This is a genomic window from Pseudomonas sp. ANT_J12 (genome assembly GCF_008370045.1).
Taxonomy (GTDB): domain Bacteria; phylum Pseudomonadota; class Gammaproteobacteria; order Pseudomonadales; family Pseudomonadaceae; genus Aquipseudomonas.
The window spans coordinates 46,846-64,281 of record NZ_VOBN01000008.1; the positions used below are offsets into that span (position 1 = coordinate 46,846).

Below are 17,436 nucleotides of genomic sequence, written 5' to 3' on the forward strand. Positions count from 1 at the left end.
GTTGTCGGCATCTTGATGAATCATCGTTGAGCAATCACAGGCCGAGCCCTCAAGGGTCAACCTGCCCCATCATTTCAGCGACCGTTTCCTGGCGATTGGCATAACGCTGGGCCAACACTGCACACACCATCAATTGAATCTGGTGAAACAGCATCAGCGGCAAAATCAGCACACCCAAGGTGCTGCCCGCGAATAACACCTGGGCCATCGGCACCCCGGTCGCCAGGCTTTTCTTCGAACCGCAGAAGAGAATGGTGATGCGGTCTTCCTGATTGAAGCCGAAGACTTTGCCCAGCACGGTGGCTGCGACCAGTACCAACGCGAGGACGATGCAGCAAGCGACCACCAGCCCGGCCAGTTCCCACAGCGGAATCTGGTGCCAGATGCCTTCATTCACCGCCTCGCTGAACGCACCGTAGACCACCAGCAGGATCGAGCCCTGATCGACGAATTTCAGCCAACTCTTGTTGCGCGCCACCCAGTTGCCGACCCAGCGACGAGCGATCTGCCCAGCCACGAATGGCAGTAACAATTGCACGCTGATTTTCAGGATTGCATCGAGGGTCGAGCCGCCATCGCCGTGCACATTGAGCAGCAACGTCACCAGCAGCGGCGTAAGGAAGATCCCGAACAGGCTGGACGCCGCCGCACTGCAAATCGCCGCCGGCACGTTACCCCGCGCCAGCGAGGTGAAGGCAATCGCCGATTGCACGGTGGCGGGCAGCGCGCAGAGGTAGAGCATGCCCATGTACAGGTCTTTGCCGATCAGCGGCGACAGCACCGGTTTGAGCGCCAGACCAATCAAGGGGAACAGGACAAAGGTCAGGCTGAAGATCAGCAAATGCAGGCGCCAGTGGCCGGCGCCGGCGATGATCGATTCGCGGGAGAGTTTGGCGCCATGCAGGAAGAACAGCAGGCCGATGGCAAGGTTGGTCAGCCAGCCAAAGCCGACCGCGACCTGGCCGCTGGCGGGCAGAAAACTGGCGAGAATCACCACGCTGATCAGGGTCAGGGTGAAGTTGTCGGGCAAGAAACGGGGACGGGTCATCTTCAGGTATCCGGGCGCCAGGAACAGTGTCGCCACTCTAACGCGCCGTCCCATGACCGACTAACGCCAACAAGCCAGTAGATGTCGGCAAAAGGACATATATGCTTACATTAATCGGACTCGGCTCAGCCCAGGGTGGTAATCCCCGCCCGCCACTGCCCGCAAATACGCCGCATCCGCCTCGACCCGCAGGTCACGCCACTCCTCCCAATTCACGATGCCTTGGCGATCCATTTCATCGGCCTGGCGCAGCAGCTCTTCATGGTAGGCATCGGGACATTCCATGCGCAGCGCGCAGTTGTCGAGTGCACGATGCCAGGCATCCAGCGCGTAGAGCCGCTGTTCTTGAGCCAGGGTCAGCAAGTTTTTGAATGATTTCATGACGGTATCCTGCAAAAGGAACTACACCGGTAGTCGTCGCGTGACGATCAGCTCAACGGCGGCAATTCGATCAACCTGCTCGTAACCCGACTCCAGCAATTCCTCTCCGAACACGTCCGGGTCGAGTTCCCGGTACTGCCAGTCCAGCGCCGGGCGGTCCAGCGTCGCTTGCACTGACGCGAGAAACGGGTCCTGGCCATCAACAATGGCGACGCCGGTATACAGCACCAGCGACCCGCCCATGGATAACCGCTCAATCGATTCGCGGACGATCCGCACGGACAGGTCGGCGCCTAATGCATCACCGCCATGTCGATAGGCGCGTTGCCGGGAATCCTTCATGTACGGCGGGTTGGCGACGATCAGGTCGAAGCGCCCTTCTACCTCGTTGAGCACATTGCTGGCGTGACAGGCCAGGTTCTTCAAGCCTGCCAATTCAGCGTTGATCCGGGTGAAGTCGAGCGCTTTGGGATTGATATCGACCGCCAGGACTTCAGCCTGGGGACACGCCCGGGCGATGAGCATCGCGCCGGCGCCGGTCCCGCAGCCGATGTCGACCGCGCGCTGGATGTCGCCAACGGTTGAGCGCAAATGCCGTTCGATCGTTTGCGCAAAACGATAGGTATCGGGGCCGAAGAACACCGAATCTTCCTGGGTGGTCGGAAAGGCAGAATGCACCAGCAACAGGTTATCCAGCGACGACCATCTGACCGTGCTTTTGAGTCGCAGGTGGTCGCGTTCCAGCAGCCCAGCTTCGATCAACTCCTGCTCAACGTTCGAGGGCAGCAAGCTCGGTTCAAAGGGCCGGTTCCAGCCAAACGCATCACGCAATGTTTTGCCGATAGCGTTGCCCTTCCGCTCGTTGACCCGTTGATGAGTGACGGGTGTCGGCGTCACGAACCTGTAGTTGCTTTCGCGCAACCAATGGCCCAGTTGCAACACTGCCTGCTGTCCATTCATGCCGGTAGCCCCTTGATGTTCTCGCTCATCGCTTTGACGAACTCACGGGTGGCATAGAGCCCGGCCGGTGTCGCGTGCATGGCGGGACACATGAAATCCTTGAGCAACGACATCTTTTCACCGGGCGCACAGTGCTTGAGATCGCGGATCAACCCTTGCAGGTCCGGGTCGGTTTGCACGAGCGAAGTCGGGACTTCCAGTGCCCCGGAGGACTTGCCTCTGAACTGGAATCGAAAAGCGTTGGTCGCGCTTTCTTCGACCACCCGCTCGCCGGCAATCCAGTCCCAAAGCAGCTGTTTTTCATAGCCCGAAAACACCCCGAACATCGGCGCGCCTGCGCCATCGATCAAGGTCCAGAAGCGACTATTGGCGGGGTCTTCATCGCGCTTGATCCAGCCTTTTTTCAGCAAGGCCTCAAGAAAGGCCGGGATCTGATGCGGCGTGGCCAACCACTGGTTGATGGTCCGACCTTCGAGGCGGCAATAGTCGGAGTGCATGTGCTGGCCGAACGATCTTTTGCGTTCGAGCATGGCGATGACTTCCTGCTCCAGGTCGAAAGACTGGATGACCGCCGTCGAGCCAATCCCCAGTTCATTGAGCTTGTAGCCTTGCACGACACGCCGATAAAACTCATCACGCTCGGCCCCCATCGGCATCAGCGACAGCACGCTCTGGGCTGCCTTGCGCGCATGGCCGGTGCTGGCATTGTCGATGGTCACGTGCAAGGTGAAATAGTGCGGATCAATGCCCAGTTCATTCAACTCGAACGAGGTGATCAGCAAGTGCAACGGCAGCTGTTCATAACCCAGGTTGTAGCCGATTACTTCAGGCAGAAACGCCGCGCCATGCTGCCCCAGCGCCAATTGGATAGCGCCCTGCACGTAATAATCATCCGCCAGCGAATAGCCGGGGTCGCAGTCCACATCGGCGATCAGTTTTTGATACAGCGCCACATGATTGAGCGCGGGGTCGCCGTCGCCCAACTCTTCCAGGTACGTGCGAATCAACCCATGAAACCGATAGTCCGCCCAATGCGGCAACAGCCCGTAAAGCCAGGCGCCGTCCACCCGTTTGGTCGGCGCGACATGCTGCAGGAAAAACATCGCATGACTGCGGCCGCTGAAAAATCGCCGGGGGCCGCCCGCATGCCGCTCTTGCAGGTACGCCGAATACTGCTCGGCAACCCTCGCCACACCTTGCTCGATCCAGCCTTCAAGTTGCTCCGGCGTGGTCGGCACCTCACCGTTTGCGTGGTCGGCGCGGGCCAGTTCTCGCTGTAGAAAATCGGTAACGTCGACCTGGCGTAATTTTTCGCTCGGTTGCATCAAGGCGTCATAGACGGTTTTTGCCGGATCGCCGTCGGCTACCGCAGGATGACCTATTGGCGTTCCTGTAAGGGTCTGAAGGGAGGTCATAGGTCCACCTGGCAGTGTCAAATCTCAAGGAATCCCGGCATTTCGCCGCTCTAATTCTTACGATTCACCTCGCTTCGGAACATTCATTTAATTTCACGGCTGTCCGGTGGACGGCCATATATCCCTTGTTTTGCTCACTTCACCGGTTTCGATGTATTGAGCTTCACCGCCTCGCGAATCAACGCTTTCAACGCGGTTTCATTGATTTTTTCGCCCTCGCGAATATCGATGGCCCGCCGGGTGTTGCCTTCAAGGCTGGCGTTGAACAGGCCCGAAGGGTCTTCCAGCGACGCCCCCTTGGCGAAGGTCATTTTCACCACGGACTTGTACGTCTCGCCGGTGCAAATGATGCCGGCGTGGGACCACACCGGAACGCCCCGCCACTTCACTTCCTCGACCACGTCGGGGTCGGCCTTGTGGATGAGCGCGCGGACCTGCGCCAGGGTCTTGCCCCGCCAATCGCCCAGCCCAGTGATGATCCCGTCGATTTGCGAAGAGGCCGCGCCGCGTTCCTCTGCGTCCGTTTCCTGGTTCATGGTGGGCCTCGCTCGTGTGGGTTGCCGACTGTTGAGTATTGCCGACGCAAGATTTTTCTCCAGGCGCCACGACCGCTGGGCCTGTCGCCTCGCGCATCCGGCAACCTCGGCCGATAATTGCAACGTCGTGGGCTGCACACGTTCATCGAGGACCGAAAGATGCCGCTGACTCTTTACTACCATCCGCTCTCGTCGTTCTGCCACAAAGTGCTGACGGCGCTGTACGAAAATGGCGTCGAGTTCGAGAAGAGGATCGTTGACCTGACCGACGAGGCCGACCGGGCGGAGCTTCAGGCGCTGTGGCCGATCGGCAAGTTCCCCGTCATCCATGATCACGCGCGCGAGCAGGATGTGCCGGAATCCACGATCATCATCGAGTACGTGGACCAGTGTTATCCCGGCCCGCATCGCCTGGTTCCGCAGGAGTGGGAGACCGCACTGGAGGCGCGTTTGTGGGACCGGTTTTTCGATCACTATGTGCAGGGGCCCATGCAACGGATCGTGGCTGACCGCCTGTTCGCCGCCCATGGCGATTTGACCAAGGAACGCGCCCTGCTGACCACGGCGTACCAGATGCTGGAGCGGCGGATGGCGTCGAGAATCTGGGTCGCCAGCGAGGCGTTCAGCCTGGCCGATTGCGCGGCGGTCCCGGCGTTGTTCTACGCCAGTACGCTGGTGCCGTTCCCCAATGACTACGGGCACTTGAGCGCCTATTTTGAGCGGTTGATGCAGAGGCCGTCGGTGCAGCGGGTCATCGATGAAGCCAAGCCGTATTTTCAGTTTTATCCGTTTGCGGAGGCGATACCGTTGCGGTTCCGGTGATCCGTACGGCTAACACAATAACTGTGGCGAGGGGGCTTGCCCCCGTTGGGCTGCGGAGCGGCCCCAAAACCTGAAAATGAGGTGTGTCAGGGCTACCAAGTACCATGGTTTACGACTGCTCCGCAGCCGAACGGGGGCAAGCCCCCTCGCCACAAGGATCACTGCGCCTGAAAAGTCTCGAGGTAAGCCAGCAGGTTTTCGATCTTTTCCTGATCGCTGATGCCCCAGAAGATCATCCGGGTCCCGGCCACCACGCTTTTGGGGTCTTCGATGTACTTGGCCAGGGTTTCGCGGGTCCAGACCACACCGGAGGATTTCATCGCCTCTGAATATTGATAGCCCTCGGTGCTGCCAGCGGTGCGGCCGATCACACCGTTGAGCACGGGGCCAAAACCCGGTCGCGCCGATTCGCCGACTTGATGGCAGCCACCGCAGGTGCGGGTGAACAGTTTCCCGCCCGCTTCGGCATCGCCGGCCGCGTGAGCCCCGTTGCCGAACAATCCTGTGGTGAGCAATAAAGCGATAGTCAGTACGCCAGCCTGGTTCATATAGCGGCTCTCGAAAAAACGAGCGGCTATTTCATCACGACCGGCGCCCGGACCGAAGCATCATTTACGCGCCAATTTGTAGCGCACGCAGTCCTCATAAAAACTCTTGCGGATCGCTTCCGGCTTGAACCGCGACTTGCTGTCGTAGGTTTGCTCGGTAATGCCCATGGCCATCATGTGCATCCACGGTTTGTTGAACTTGTAGACCTGGATCTTCTGGCGGGCGGCATACAGCGAAACACCTTGCAGTTTCAGCTCCTGAGCCCTGGCCGCCGTCCCCGCGCCCCAGCTGCACATGTACCGATCATTGGGCTTCAGCTCTTTGGCCTCGACCGCGACGGCAACGCTCGCCAGGGCCAGCGAGATCACTAGATTGCGCAATTGAATGTCACCTAACCATCTGAAAGTGCGGCGATTCTGGCGATTAGTCGAGGGTTTGGGGGCCAGCAAAATGCCTTATCTGCCAATGCCAAATCCGTACCCTCGCCTACACTTGCTTCCCGTGCATGGATGACTCCAATAACGGTCGACAAATGAGGCCCCGATGACAAAAACAAAAACACTGATTGGGCTAATGGCCATGTTGCCGGCAATCACCGTGCAAGCGGATGACGGTGGCATCAGTTTCTGGCTGCCCGGCCAGTTCGGTGCACTGGCGGCGGCACCGACCGAGCCGGGCTGGAGCATGCCGCTGATTTACTACCATGTCAGCGCCAGCGAGGGCGGGAGCAAGCCATTTCCACGGGGCGGCCGCACCACCGTGGGGCTGGATGCGAAAGCCGATTTGCTGTTCGCCAGCCCCACCTACACCTTCGCCGAACCGCTGCTGGGTGCCCAAGCGGCGGTGTCGATGGTCGCCGCCGTGGGCCGGTCCGAGGCCAGTGTCGATGCCACGTGACTGGCCCGCGCGGGCGGACCTTTTCCGGGGGGCACGGACGATAGCCTCAAGGGCGCGAGTGACCTTTATCTGCTGGGCACGTTGAAGTGGAACCACGGCGTGCACAATTTCATGGCGTACAGCATGGGCAACCTTCCCGTCGGCGCCTACGACCCGGATCGGCTGGTCAATACCGGGCTGGGCCATGCCTCGATGGATGCGGGGGGCGGCTACACCTACTTCGACAAAACCAACGAGTTTTCCGCCGTGGCAGGCATGACTTACAACTGGGAAAACACCGATATCGATTACAAAAACGGCATCGACGCCCACCTCGACTTGAGCGCTTCGCACTTCATCACCAGCCAGACCCACCTGGGCGTGGTCGGCTACGTTTACCACCAGGTCACGGGGGACAGCGGCAGTGGCGCCACCCAGGGTGACTTCAAATCCAAGGTCAGTGCGGTCGGGCCACAGGCCGGGCATTTCTTCAAGGTTGGCAAAGCGCTGTGGTACGCCAATCTCAAGGGTTATTACGAGTTCGATGCCGAGAACCGTGCCGAGGGCTAGAACACCTGGGTGACGTTGGTGGTGCCGCTATAGGGGCGGTGGCTCGGGGCTGATCGTCGAATTGGGTGGTGGCTGACAGGGCCTTTTCGCGGGCAAGCCTTGCTCCTACAGGGATGGGTGGTGACACGCTCTCCCCCGTAGGAGCAAAGCTTGCTCGCGATGGCGGTTTCACATCCAGGATTGAGGGTGCCTGACGCACCGCTTTCGCGAGCAAGCTTCGCTCCTACACAGGATCTGCTCGCGACAAATTGCCCAACGGTTTCAGGTATTGGTCTTCAGCTTGTTCCAAAGACGCGTGGTCAACCGCGCGATGGCCGGCGGCAGGTCTTCGACGGTGAACAGTTTTTTCAGGACCGTTTTCGGCGGGTAGATAGCCGGGGCTTGCTTCACGTCCGGGCTGACCCACTCGTCCGCCGCCAGGTCCGGCGAGACGTCGAGGTAAACGCGGTCATGACCTTTTTCCATCGCCCGGGTTTTCACCGCCTCAACCAGCCGAGCGGCCACGCCAGAACCGCGTGCGGCGGGTTCAACCCACATGCCAATCAGGTTGAAGCGATTCGCCTGACTGACCCCGGCTCCGATCATGCCCACGGGTTGATCGTCCTTGAGGGCCAGCCAGAATTGCGTTCCCGTGGACGAAGCGCGCTCTTTCCACTGGTCGTCCGTGTAATTGGCCGCCGTTTGGTAACTCACGCCAAACGCTGTCGGCGCGTCCAACAGCGCGGCAAGACGGATTTGCTTCAATAGCCGCCAGTCCTTTGTTTCCGTCAGACGAATGTTCATGACCTTCCTTGGTAAATAGCGAAACCTCATCGTCCCCTAAGAATGATGAAGGGGAACATGAGGGGGCGCTGTGCCACCACAACTTGAAGAAAATTTCCGAAGACCTTGCATCAAAAAATTTGAACCGCTTTTGGACGCGCTCGCCTAATGATCAGCAGGTGGGTAATCCCACAGGCAATTTGCCAATACCAACAGACTCCGAGAGGTGGTCAACGTGGCTAAAGACGAGAAGAAAAGCAAAGGTGAGTCTTCAAAAGCCAGCAAGGAATTGAAGGACAAAAAATCATCACCAGCAAAGAAATCAGCTGCGGCGTCGGCTCTTTCGAAATCTTCCGACAAGAAAGACAAGAAAAAAGATGCCGAACCAAAGAAATCTGCAAAAAAAGCTGATAGCAAGCCAGACAAGGCTAAGAAATCAGAGAAGGCCGATAAGCCGGCGAAAAAGAAAAAGTGACATCTGCTATCTGCTAGGGCTTTACGCCCTAGCTTCCTAATGCCGTGTTGCGGCTGTCGGCGATTCAGCCGATATCGACGTTCAAGGCGATGTCCCAAGTGCCGGCGCCGTTTTTCGCCAGGCCGATCATCATCAGGCCGAGCGCCTCGAGCGTCTGGGCCATGTGCAGGCCACCGACATCCAACGGACGCAGCCCGAGACTTTCGATGAACGTCGAGACGCGCGCCTTGACCTGCGGATCGTCGGCCGCGATGAACGCGTCGAGGGGGCCTCCCTTGGCAAGGACGTGGCCGAAGAGGGTGTTGAATGCCTTCACGACATGCGCGCTGGCGGGAGCGACCTTGGCGATCTCTTGCGCACCCGAACTGCCGGCGGGAGAGACGAGGCCCGTGAGGTCCGGAGAGGCTGTGTTGGTGATGTCGATGATCACCTTGCCGTCGAGCGCGTCTCCGTACTCAGCCACCACCGACGCCGCACCGGTGTATGGCACGGCGAGGATGACGATGTCGCCGGCCGGCGCAGCCCCATACGTCCCTGTGGTCGCTCCGGCCGCAAGCTTATCGACCAGCGCCTGCGCCTTGGCGGGGTCACGGCTCATCACCTCAACGGCATGTCCAGCTCTGGCGGCACGACCGGCGATCGCCGCAGCCATGCCTCCTGAACCGATAATGCTGATAGTGCTCATGTGCAGTCTCCTCGTGAATTAGGGTATTGCTCATTGATGTCCGCCGGGCCAGTTGCGACCCGGCAGCCTGCCGAACTCAACCGGCCGGGAAGTAATGGCCGTTGTCGAGGTCCTCGAGCAGGCCGGGCTGAACAGGCTCCCAGCCGAGGGTCTGGCGGGTGATGAGGTTGGACGCCGGGAGGTTCAGCGTGACCAGATTCGCGAGGAATCCAAAGTATCCCGGCAGCATCAGTACGTCCGCGGGAATGCTCACGGCCGGCACGCCCAGTCGGCTACCAATGGCCTCGGCGATCTCGCGGAACCGGAAGCCCTCACTCTCGACCCCGTGCCAATATTTGCCAGCCTCACTCTTCTCCAGCGCCAGGCGGAACAAGACGGCGAGGTCACGGGCGTGCACGGCCGGCCACAGGTTCGCGCCTTCTCCCGGATAACCGATGACGCCCTTTTCCTTCGCCAGCCCGATCAACAATGGAAGGAAGGCGACGTCGGTCGTGCTGTGCGCAATCGTAGGAATTCGCACGATCGCCGACCGCACGCCCCGCTCAGCCAGGCCGATCACGGTGGTTTCGACGATGTTGCGAACCCGCAAGGTCCCCTTGTACGCATCGCCGCCGGGAAGTGATGGGTCTTCCTCGGTGGCGGGTCGGCCCAGGTTTTCCTACCCAGGCGCGCCGATGCTCCCCGAGACGATCAGCGGCTTGCCGCTTCCAGCCAGTGCCTCGCCATAGGCGAGCATGATTTGGAGTTCCGCAGCGGCGACGGCGTCGATCCCGCCAGTGGGCAGCAGGTCTTGCCGGTGCGCGACGTGGATAACGCCGTCGGCGTCCGCCGCCGCAGCCTTGAGCCCCTCGAGGTCGGAAATATCCCCGCGACGCACCTTGGCGCCGAGTGCGATCAGCGCAGCCGCGGACTTGTCGGACCGGGCCAGGCCGGTGACTTCGTGGCCGGCGGCGATGAGCTCGGGGATGATGTAAGAACCGATATGGCCGGTTCCGCCAGTGACTAAAACGTGCATGTTACGACTCCATATGCGTGATGTGATGCGAGAAGTGGTTCACCGGGAACGCTCAGCCGAGATGGCACTCATTCAACGTACGATCCATGCTGGTCGCTTTACTTGCAAAACGCAAGTGATCTGCCGGGTTTACTTGCGACATGCAAGCAATGCTAAGATCCCGCCATGAAGACAACTCTTAAAGAAGACTTTCGATCCCACTGCGCGGTGAACTACGGCGTGGAGATTTTCGGCGACCGATGGTCGCTCTTGATCATTCGCGACATCGTTTTTGTAGGAAAGAAAACGTATGGCGATTTCTTGAAATCGGAAGAGGGAATCGCGACCAATGTCCTTGCTTCCCGACTGGCCTTTCTTGAGAAGCAAGGCGTTCTCGCGAAGGCGCCCAGCCCCGACGACAGGCGCAAGGACTTCTACACCTTGACCGAGAAGGGTCTGGACCTCATTCCTATTGTGATCAACATTGTGCTCTGGAGCGCGAAGCATGATTCGGAGTCGTACGTGCGACGCCAGGAGGATCTGGTTGCTCGATTCAGTCAAAACCCCATGCAGGCGAGCGAGGAAGTGAAGGCGCTGGTCCGCAATGGCGGGTGCCTTTTTCCTGAGGGTGGGAGATGAACAAGGCGGCGAACGCGCCTTTTCACGGCGCGTAAATGAGTGGGTATCGGTCCTGATGACTCAGGGCCTTGGGCTCGCGACCCTTTCTGAGGCCCGCGCCAATGCCTGGGTGTCGACATACTCGCGGATGTTCGCCAGCTGGCCATTGCGCACAGTGATGGCGAAGACAAAATAGTCCTCGAACGTCCGGTTCGTGGCTTTGACTTTCCCCGTCGCAAAGCCGACAACCAGAACCCGGTCGCCCTGCGCTACAAACTCGGGGGGCTCCATGGATGTTTCCAGTTCAGCGGATGCCTTCTGAAGCACGTCCGCCAATCCCACGTGCCCGCGGTATGTGCCGGCCAGCGGCCAATCCTCCCCCGGAATGATCCACTCGAAATCTTCGGCACACAACGCCAGCAGACGTTGCCTATCGCCGCCGCCCATTGCTGCAAAAAAGTCCTTCACAACCTGGATATTCTCTTGAATGCTCATAAAGACGTCTCCATTGCGCTTGCATCGGATTGCGTGGTGGCGGTCATTCAGCCGGGGACGAGGCCAAGTTGTTGCTGCATCGCGGAAGCCTCGTTGTAGCAATGGAAAGAAATGACCTTCCCGCCTTCGAGGTGAAAAACATCGCATGACGGAACATCTATCTTCTTGCCCGTGGGAGCCAGCGTCCCTGAAGGAAGAGGCAGATCACCTTTGTGCGTGCCGCGAATCGCGAGTTCGACAACGACGACGTCTCCCGCAACATGGATGTTAAATATCTCACGGTGAACATCGGGGAACGCACTGACCATACCCGCGATAGACTCACCAATGGCCTTCCCGCGAAACTTCATGCCGGATGCCATATCCCACATGTACCCTTCCTCAGAGAACATGGAAACAAACTTCTCGATATCCGTTCCTTGCCCTTCCGCGGCGGCGCAGAGCTCTCTGACTATTTTTTCATTATCAAGCATCATCATTCCTCTCCTTCATTATTGAGTACTGACCTGGCCACATAAGTGGTGGCCAGGACCGCCCTCAACATTTGCGATCGAGATTTATCAGTCGAACTTGACCAAGTCCTTGAAGATCAGTTGACCCCAGGTATTTCCGCGCGCCTGCACCAGCAGCCCACCTTCCGAAAGCCCACCCAGCTTGATCGGCGAGAAACCGAGATTTTCTGCAATCGCCCCCACTTGCGCTGCGGCGCCGTCATCGTCGCTGGCCAGGAACACGACTCTCCTGCCACCCTTTACGGCCGGATCCTGGCCAAGGACGGCGGCGCCCAAATGGTTGAAGCCCTTGACCAGTCGTCCACCCGTAAAAGCCTGCGCGACGACTCGGGAAGAAGGCTCTCCTCCCAGTTCTTCAGGGGACACGCCGTAGGCATTGGTCACATCGATGATGGTCTTCCCCTTCCAGCTCGGCAGCACCTTCGCGACGTCCGGGTGCGACTCGAAACGAACAGCCAGAAAAATGATGTCCGCCTTGACCGCGTCCGCCAGTGTTTTGGCAATGATTTGGGGGCCGATCGCGGCAGCGGCAGCGGCAAAGCTTTCCGGTTCACGCGTGGTTGCCACGGCTACTTCGATGCCATTGCGGGCAAACGCCTTGGCCAGGGCCTGGCCGATATTGCCGAAGCCGATAATTGCGTAGCTCATATATTCTCCTGAGGTTTATAGCGTTCTAAGGCGCTCCGAATCATCGAATGGAGCGCCTGGGCGTAGGGCGTCAGAGTTGCGCAAGACCGCCGTCAACGGCGACTTCGCTGGCGGTCATGAAGCTGCTGTCCGGCGACGCGAGAAAGGCGGCCACGGCCCCGATCTCCGCCGGATCGGCCATGCGCTGAAGCGGCGTCATCGCGGCGTAGATTTTCTGGCCCTCCTCGCCCAGCGCTTCCTTCGCGAGTTCGGTCGCCGTCGCCCCGGGCGACAGCACGTTTACCCGAATGCCGGTGCCCTTCAGGTCCTCGGCCCAGGTCCGCGCGAGGTTGCGCACTGCCGCCTTGCTCGCGCTGTAGGCGCTCATTCCCGGGGCGCCCGTGGTGCCGGCGCTCGAACCGGTCAGGATGATCGAACCGCCTTTGCCCATCAGCGGCAGCGCCTTCTGGACGGTGAAAATCGTCCCCTTCACGTTGGTGTCGAAGGTTTCGTCAATGTGCTCGGCGGTGATCTGGCCGAGCGCAAGCTGGCTTCCCGCCCCGGCGTTGGCGAAGACGATGTCGAGGGTTCCGCGCTCGGCCTTCACCGCCGCGTAGAGTCGGTCGAGGTCGGCCAGCTCGGACACCGAGCCCTTCACCGCACGGGCATTGGGCCCGAGTTCGGCGACAGCGGCATCGAGCGCTTCCTGCCGGCGGCCAAAGATGAAGACAAAGGCGCCCTCCTCGATGAAGCGTTTTGCAGCGGCGCGGCCGATGCCGGTAGCGCCGCCAGTGATCACGGCGGTCTTTCCATTCAGTCTGGTCATGTCGTGCATCCTTCGTTGGAGTTGTGCCAAGCAGGGAATTGCTTGCTTGAGACGAGGATGCAGCGCTGATAACCTAAGGACAAGTATGCACCTTTAGGTAAGTATCAAAAAATGACGACGACTTCTGAAATCTGTGGCACCGGTTGTGGGCTCAACGCCACGCTGCGCATCATCTCGGGCAAGTGGAAACCGCTGGTCCTGTTTTTCCTGCGCGACGGCCCGAAACGTTACGGCGAGCTCAAGCGTTTGATCCCGGGCGTCAGTGACAAGGTGCTGATCCAGCAATTGAAGGATCTGGAGGCCGATCACGTACTGGTGCGGACCGACTACAAAGAAGTGCCGCCGCGCGTGGACTACGCGTTGACCCCGCTGGGTCGCAGCCTGGCTGACGCGATCATGCCGCTGTGCACCTGGGGAACCGAAAATGCGGCGCAAATGGCAAGCATCTTCGCCAAGCGCGACGCTTTGCCATAGCAGGATGCTGACTGTCGCAAGCGTCTGGAAAATCCGGAGCTATTGCGCCGGTTGCAAGCTCAAGGAGGGCTGTAGTGAAAATCAGCAGGACGCAGGTCGTTCTCAATAGCCTATTGCGCCTTCTGCAGGTGCTCATGGGCTTGGCGGGCTGGATAGGCGCAGGGGTGATTCTGGGGCTGCACCTGCGCTCCGAGTTACAACCGTTTTTGTCGATGATCTTGGCGTCGGGGTTAGGTGTCGTTGCCTTGGTCGTGCATGAAGGCGGTCATTACCTGGGCGCCAGGTTGCATCACATGCCGGTGTTGATAATGCGAGTCGCCGCCGTGGAGGTTCAGGTAGGACGCCGGAGTTGGCAGATTCGCTGGTCGCCACAGCTCAAGGGTCGTCGACTCGGCGGCTACGTAATGGCGGCGACAAACTGTCAGCTTCCGCTGCGCCAGCAGATGCTGTGGTTTGTGCTGATGGGGCCCTTGGCCAATCTGCTCATGGGCCTGGCCTCAGCGGGATTGGGCTGGCTCACCGGTGGGCTAATGTCAGCATTTTTCCTGGCGTTTGCCATGCTTAACCTGAGCATGGCATTGGCTAATCTGGTGCCAACCTCCCGCATTCTGCACAGCGACGGTATGCTCCTTATCGCCTGGTGGCTGCACCGCGACGACCAGCGTGCCGAATTGGCCGAGGTGCGCTTGCTGGCAATGTCAGTGGCAGGAGTAACCTGCGAGCAACTGCCGGAAACCGACATTGCACAGCTGTCCCAAGGCGCCATGCCTCAACCCTTGATTGCCATCGGCTACCGCCTTGGCGCCTTGCTGGACCGAGGCGATTTCCGGGCGGCGACGCAGCTGGAGCAGAATCTGGAGGCGGTGTTGCAGGAATATGCGCAGTCACTCAACGGCATGGGCACGCTGATCACTCTGTTGCGCGTTGAGTTCGCTTTCGTCCGCGCTTATCTAGAACAGGACGCGAGGCACCTGTGGGACGATTGGGCGAACAGCGACCTTGACTGGTTTAACCCTTGGCTGCGTCCACGCTGTGCGGCGCTGCGGGCGTTTTTGCAGGGAGACCTGCAACTGGGTGAACAATATTTGCAGCAGGCGCTATCAGCTGCGAACAACAGCGTGGTAGCTACGACAAGCCGCAGCGAGGCACTTCTGGCGGACAGCCTGCGGGCATTACCGGCAGCGGTGCAAAGCAAGGATCTGGAGCCCGAGTGCGTGTCTTGTCCTGCGGCGAGGGGACTTGCCCCCTCGCCACAAAAACAGCGCTAGACGCTATTCCGACGGCAATGCCCGCAACCGCCGCCCAAGCACATCCAGCACATCACACCCATCGCGTAATGGAATGGCGCACAGCAGGGCAAAGTCGCTGAGGATGAAGGATTCACATTCGATTGAGCCGCGCATGGACAGGTTTTCCAGCGCTTGGGTTACGGCGCGGATTCGGTAATTGGCGGCGTCATACAAAACATCGAGCGGCGCGTGGGTGTCGACGAACAGGGTGGGCATGTCGTCGCAGTTGCTGGTAAGCGCCATGAAGCGGCTTTCGGGGTGGGGAGTTGGTTTTTTGTAAGGTGGATCAGGATGTAGTGTTGGCATTTTTAAGCTTCCGATGAGAAATGGAAGCTGCCATCAGCCTTCCTACAGGCTAGGGTGGCAGCTATACGCGGGGTAGGAATACCGAGCATCGGAAAACTCGACCACGCCGAAACGTGCCCGCGCATAGCCGCCGCGACGGATATTACGGGCGCACATGGCGGGCCGCAAATCTGACTTCGATTGCTAACGCATTACCGATGCTACTAAAGGGTTCCTACGCCCTGCCGCTGAATATGCAGCGAGCACCAAAGCCTATCGATTGAATCCACCGCGTACCAGTTCACCAAAACCGCCACAATTTGAAGGAAATTTCCGAAGACCTTGCCCGGAAATTTCGCTCGGAAGGAAGCAATGTGGTGAAAGTATTCACTGAAGCTGGGCCTCGTTTATTCAGCCGCTGAGGGACCGATTTCGGCCAATCGCAGACGTCGAGCGTCGTCGGGAACCAAGTCAAAAACATAGGAGGTGCCCGCACCGCGAACGAAGCCACCTCAGCAAGTAGCTCCAATACGGCCGGAGAAGAGAAGCGGAATCAATCGATAACGGGGCGCGGATCGAATGCCAGCACCGCAGGAGTGCTTGCGGCACTTTGCAAGGCCGCCTGGAAATGTTCTTGATCGCCTCTGTCGTTGAGGATATTGAAGAACAGCGACGTGCCGAATGAAATAGATGTGACAGGGATAACCCTTCGCTCTCCGGCGGCCAACGTTAGCTGCTCGGCGAGCAATACCTTTTCATTTCTTCGTTGGGTAACCACTTGCGACATTGAAATGGGAAAGGCTCCCGTGTTTTGAACAACGACACTCTCACCGCTTGGGCCCAAACGCCACAGCAAATTGCTAGCGGTTTCTGCGGTATTGGAATTGGCCAGTGCCGTGTTGACTAGCAGAAAAACAAACAACCCCATAAGCCAAACTTTAAATTTACACATTTTCATTATCCAATGATATTAAACTTAAGCAAGACCGCTACTTATTCAATACTCGTGACAAAGGTTAGGTTTGTGTTGATGTTACCACCAGAAAGTGCTTGATCTGGGTTTCGTTGTAGATCCGCGATAAAACCATATTTCAAACCGGTGGGACTGATCGTCGACGAACCATTGCTCGATAACTTGTAGCTCCTGGATAGATTAATCGGTGTTCCTTTGCCATCCTTCAATGCTATCTGAAGTCCTTTAGCGCAGTTGGCACATGACTTATTTAATAGTGCTGAACCGTCAGCACGAATATCGTCAGATACAAAGCTTAAGGAAACCGAATCATTAAAGCGCTTGGTGTCAGCCTGATTGGTGCATCCCGAGAACTCAATATCAAACGGCTCTGACGCGTTCGCCTCCGAAACTTCGCCAAAGTTGACCAAGATATCTGTGTTTACCAGGGAGCAGGTGGTAATAATGGCAGGCCCCTCATCGCCAGCGTGTAACAATACATGAAGGTAAGGGTTCGTCGGGGTTGTAGTCCCCCTATACCAACCTAAATAAAGAGTGTTCAGCTTAGGTCCCAGTTTGTAATTGCCAGGCGCGGAAAGTTGATATTGATTTCGAACAAAATTTTTCCGTATATATCCAGATTGCGGAAACGGCTGATCAATTCTAATCACTGTCGTCATAGACCCGAATGGAGCATCTACCCGACAGTAAGAAGGCGACACATCAAGATAGATGCCACTGATCGTCGACGTACAATAAGGGTCGCTAATACCTCCAGGACCGTAATATCCAACATAGGCCGCACTCCCATACGGCGCGCCTGGTACATTGTCACAATTGCTAACAGTCCAACCATATTCGAAGTAACCCACCACCTCGTGGAGCTTCGCGGACGCGAAATCACCGGTCATGACACTACGCGAATATAGATTATCAAAATAACATGCTGGAGATGCGCCGGCAGCACGCGCGCCCGCAGAATAATAAAACATGAGAAAAAAGATAATAACGAAGCGAACCACTGCACGCCCTCCACTCTAAATACATTGGGAAGGGATTAGATTATAAATGGTCGATCAACTTTGTAGGAATGGTCCGAGGCTTATGTCGGATGACGCCCTGCAGCTCTGTAGGATGCACGGTCATCTGTCCCCTCCGGCACCGATGCCTCTTCGACGAACGTCAGCTTTGGGTCGACTGCTGCCCTTCGCAACTGGTCGTTATCGACCGAACGTAAGGAGGTAGGAATTTTTAAAGCCCACCCTCCCACAACTCAGCAGCCACC

25 protein-coding genes are annotated in these 17,436 nt (G+C 58.4%); 7 read left to right on the forward strand and 18 right to left on the reverse strand.

The window, feature by feature from the left end; all coding sequences use genetic code 11:
- Positions 1-49 precede the first annotated feature (49 nt).
- The 5 genes from FQ192_RS18000 to FQ192_RS18020 all read right to left on the reverse strand — a co-directional run bounded on the left by FQ192_RS18000 (position 50) and on the right by FQ192_RS18020 (position 4,340).
- On the reverse strand, positions 50-1,048 hold the full coding sequence (locus FQ192_RS18000) for a bile acid:sodium symporter family protein (protein ID WP_149659776.1): 999 nt from the start codon (positions 1,046-1,048) through the stop codon (positions 50-52).
- Between the two features lie 105 nt (positions 1,049-1,153).
- Complete coding sequence (locus tag FQ192_RS18005; protein WP_149659777.1) at positions 1,154-1,429, reverse strand: hypothetical protein; 276 nt, start codon at positions 1,427-1,429, stop codon at positions 1,154-1,156.
- 21 nt (positions 1,430-1,450) lie between these two features.
- Positions 1,451-2,389 carry a class I SAM-dependent methyltransferase gene (locus FQ192_RS18010; RefSeq protein ID WP_149659778.1) on the reverse strand — a complete coding sequence of 313 codons (939 nt, stop codon included), beginning with the start codon at positions 2,387-2,389 and terminating at the stop codon, positions 1,451-1,453.
- Positions 2,386-3,804: an iron-containing redox enzyme family protein gene (locus FQ192_RS18015; RefSeq protein ID WP_149659779.1), complete on the reverse strand. Its 1,419-nt coding sequence runs from the start codon at positions 3,802-3,804 to the stop codon at positions 2,386-2,388. The genes FQ192_RS18010 and FQ192_RS18015 overlap by 4 nt, the downstream gene beginning before the upstream one ends.
- 134 nt (positions 3,805-3,938) lie before the next feature.
- A complete protein-coding gene (locus tag FQ192_RS18020) occupies positions 3,939-4,340 on the reverse strand; it encodes a DUF1801 domain-containing protein (protein ID WP_149659780.1) in 402 nt (133 codons plus the stop codon).
- A 159-nt stretch (positions 4,341-4,499) separates the two neighbouring features.
- Here FQ192_RS18020 and FQ192_RS18025 point away from each other — a divergent pair, with 159 nt between their 5' ends.
- Positions 4,500-5,162, forward strand: a complete 663-nt coding sequence (locus tag FQ192_RS18025; RefSeq protein WP_149659781.1) for a glutathione S-transferase family protein — start codon at positions 4,500-4,502, stop codon at positions 5,160-5,162.
- Between the two features lie 158 nt (positions 5,163-5,320).
- Here FQ192_RS18025 and FQ192_RS18030 read toward each other — a convergent pair whose 3' ends face one another.
- Both FQ192_RS18030 and FQ192_RS18035 read right to left on the reverse strand, forming a co-directional pair.
- Positions 5,321-5,710, reverse strand: coding sequence for a cytochrome c family protein (locus tag FQ192_RS18030; RefSeq protein WP_149659782.1), 390 nt, complete (start codon positions 5,708-5,710; stop codon positions 5,321-5,323).
- A gap of 60 nt (positions 5,711-5,770) precedes the next feature.
- The gene (locus FQ192_RS18035; protein WP_372242351.1) at positions 5,771-6,097 is read right to left on the reverse strand and encodes a hypothetical protein; all 327 of its coding nucleotides are present in this window, start codon (positions 6,095-6,097) and stop codon (positions 5,771-5,773) included.
- Between the two features lie 157 nt (positions 6,098-6,254).
- On the opposite strand from FQ192_RS18035, the gene FQ192_RS34460 reads away from it, so the two are divergent.
- Positions 6,255-6,608: a hypothetical protein gene (locus tag FQ192_RS34460; RefSeq protein ID WP_256672304.1), complete on the forward strand. Its 354-nt coding sequence runs from the start codon at positions 6,255-6,257 to the stop codon at positions 6,606-6,608.
- On the forward strand, positions 6,609-7,157 hold the full coding sequence (locus FQ192_RS34465; RefSeq protein ID WP_256672314.1) for a transporter: 549 nt from the start codon (positions 6,609-6,611) through the stop codon (positions 7,155-7,157).
- 261 nt (positions 7,158-7,418) lie between these two features.
- Here FQ192_RS34465 and FQ192_RS18045 read toward each other — a convergent pair whose 3' ends face one another.
- Positions 7,419-7,940, reverse strand: coding sequence for a GNAT family N-acetyltransferase (locus tag FQ192_RS18045; protein ID WP_149659784.1), 522 nt, complete (start codon positions 7,938-7,940; stop codon positions 7,419-7,421).
- 205 nt (positions 7,941-8,145) lie between these two features.
- Here FQ192_RS18045 and FQ192_RS18050 point away from each other — a divergent pair, with 205 nt between their 5' ends.
- Positions 8,146-8,394: a hypothetical protein gene (locus FQ192_RS18050; protein ID WP_149659785.1), complete on the forward strand. Its 249-nt coding sequence runs from the start codon at positions 8,146-8,148 to the stop codon at positions 8,392-8,394.
- A gap of 64 nt (positions 8,395-8,458) precedes the next feature.
- Here FQ192_RS18050 and FQ192_RS18055 read toward each other — a convergent pair whose 3' ends face one another.
- From FQ192_RS18055 to FQ192_RS34475, 3 genes are all read right to left on the reverse strand, one after another.
- Complete coding sequence (locus tag FQ192_RS18055) at positions 8,459-9,079, reverse strand: NADPH-dependent F420 reductase (RefSeq protein ID WP_149659786.1); 621 nt, start codon at positions 9,077-9,079, stop codon at positions 8,459-8,461.
- Between the two features lie 76 nt (positions 9,080-9,155).
- Positions 9,156-9,668: a hypothetical protein gene (locus FQ192_RS34470; RefSeq protein ID WP_256672306.1), complete on the reverse strand. Its 513-nt coding sequence runs from the start codon at positions 9,666-9,668 to the stop codon at positions 9,156-9,158.
- A 69-nt stretch (positions 9,669-9,737) separates the two neighbouring features.
- Complete coding sequence (locus FQ192_RS34475; RefSeq protein ID WP_256672307.1) at positions 9,738-10,094, reverse strand: NAD(P)H-binding protein; 357 nt, start codon at positions 10,092-10,094, stop codon at positions 9,738-9,740.
- Between the two features lie 165 nt (positions 10,095-10,259).
- On the opposite strand from FQ192_RS34475, the gene FQ192_RS18065 reads away from it, so the two are divergent.
- Positions 10,260-10,712 carry a helix-turn-helix domain-containing protein gene (locus FQ192_RS18065; protein WP_149659787.1) on the forward strand — a complete coding sequence of 151 codons (453 nt, stop codon included), beginning with the start codon at positions 10,260-10,262 and terminating at the stop codon, positions 10,710-10,712.
- A gap of 60 nt (positions 10,713-10,772) precedes the next feature.
- Here FQ192_RS18065 and FQ192_RS18070 read toward each other — a convergent pair whose 3' ends face one another.
- The 4 genes from FQ192_RS18070 to FQ192_RS18085 all read right to left on the reverse strand — a co-directional run bounded on the left by FQ192_RS18070 (position 10,773) and on the right by FQ192_RS18085 (position 13,151).
- Positions 10,773-11,186, reverse strand: coding sequence for a nuclear transport factor 2 family protein (locus FQ192_RS18070; RefSeq protein WP_149659788.1), 414 nt, complete (start codon positions 11,184-11,186; stop codon positions 10,773-10,775).
- Between the two features lie 47 nt (positions 11,187-11,233).
- On the reverse strand, positions 11,234-11,662 hold the full coding sequence (locus FQ192_RS18075; protein WP_256672308.1) for a nuclear transport factor 2 family protein: 429 nt from the start codon (positions 11,660-11,662) through the stop codon (positions 11,234-11,236).
- 84 nt (positions 11,663-11,746) lie between these two features.
- Complete coding sequence (locus FQ192_RS18080) at positions 11,747-12,346, reverse strand: NADPH-dependent F420 reductase (RefSeq protein ID WP_149659789.1); 600 nt, start codon at positions 12,344-12,346, stop codon at positions 11,747-11,749.
- Between the two features lie 70 nt (positions 12,347-12,416).
- A complete protein-coding gene (locus tag FQ192_RS18085; protein ID WP_149659790.1) occupies positions 12,417-13,151 on the reverse strand; it encodes an SDR family NAD(P)-dependent oxidoreductase in 735 nt (244 codons plus the stop codon).
- Positions 13,152-13,262: 111 nt separating this feature from the next.
- On the opposite strand from FQ192_RS18085, the gene FQ192_RS18090 reads away from it, so the two are divergent.
- The gene (locus FQ192_RS18090; protein ID WP_149659791.1) at positions 13,263-13,625 is read left to right on the forward strand and encodes a helix-turn-helix domain-containing protein; all 363 of its coding nucleotides are present in this window, start codon (positions 13,263-13,265) and stop codon (positions 13,623-13,625) included.
- 74 nt (positions 13,626-13,699) lie between these two features.
- A complete protein-coding gene (locus FQ192_RS18095) occupies positions 13,700-14,893 on the forward strand; it encodes a M50 family metallopeptidase (protein ID WP_178129157.1) in 1,194 nt (397 codons plus the stop codon).
- 3 nt (positions 14,894-14,896) lie between these two features.
- On the opposite strand, the gene FQ192_RS18100 is transcribed toward FQ192_RS18095, so the two are convergent.
- The 3 genes from FQ192_RS18100 to FQ192_RS18110 all read right to left on the reverse strand — a co-directional run bounded on the left by FQ192_RS18100 (position 14,897) and on the right by FQ192_RS18110 (position 17,173).
- Positions 14,897-15,220, reverse strand: coding sequence for a hypothetical protein (locus tag FQ192_RS18100; RefSeq protein WP_149659792.1), 324 nt, complete (start codon positions 15,218-15,220; stop codon positions 14,897-14,899).
- Between the two features lie 532 nt (positions 15,221-15,752).
- Positions 15,753-16,151 (reverse strand): hypothetical protein, encoded by a 399-nt coding sequence (locus tag FQ192_RS18105; protein WP_149659793.1) that lies wholly within the window; start codon positions 16,149-16,151, stop codon positions 15,753-15,755.
- Between the two features lie 41 nt (positions 16,152-16,192).
- Complete coding sequence (locus FQ192_RS18110) at positions 16,193-17,173, reverse strand: fimbrial protein (RefSeq protein WP_149659794.1); 981 nt, start codon at positions 17,171-17,173, stop codon at positions 16,193-16,195.
- Positions 17,174-17,436: the final 263 nt, after the last annotated feature.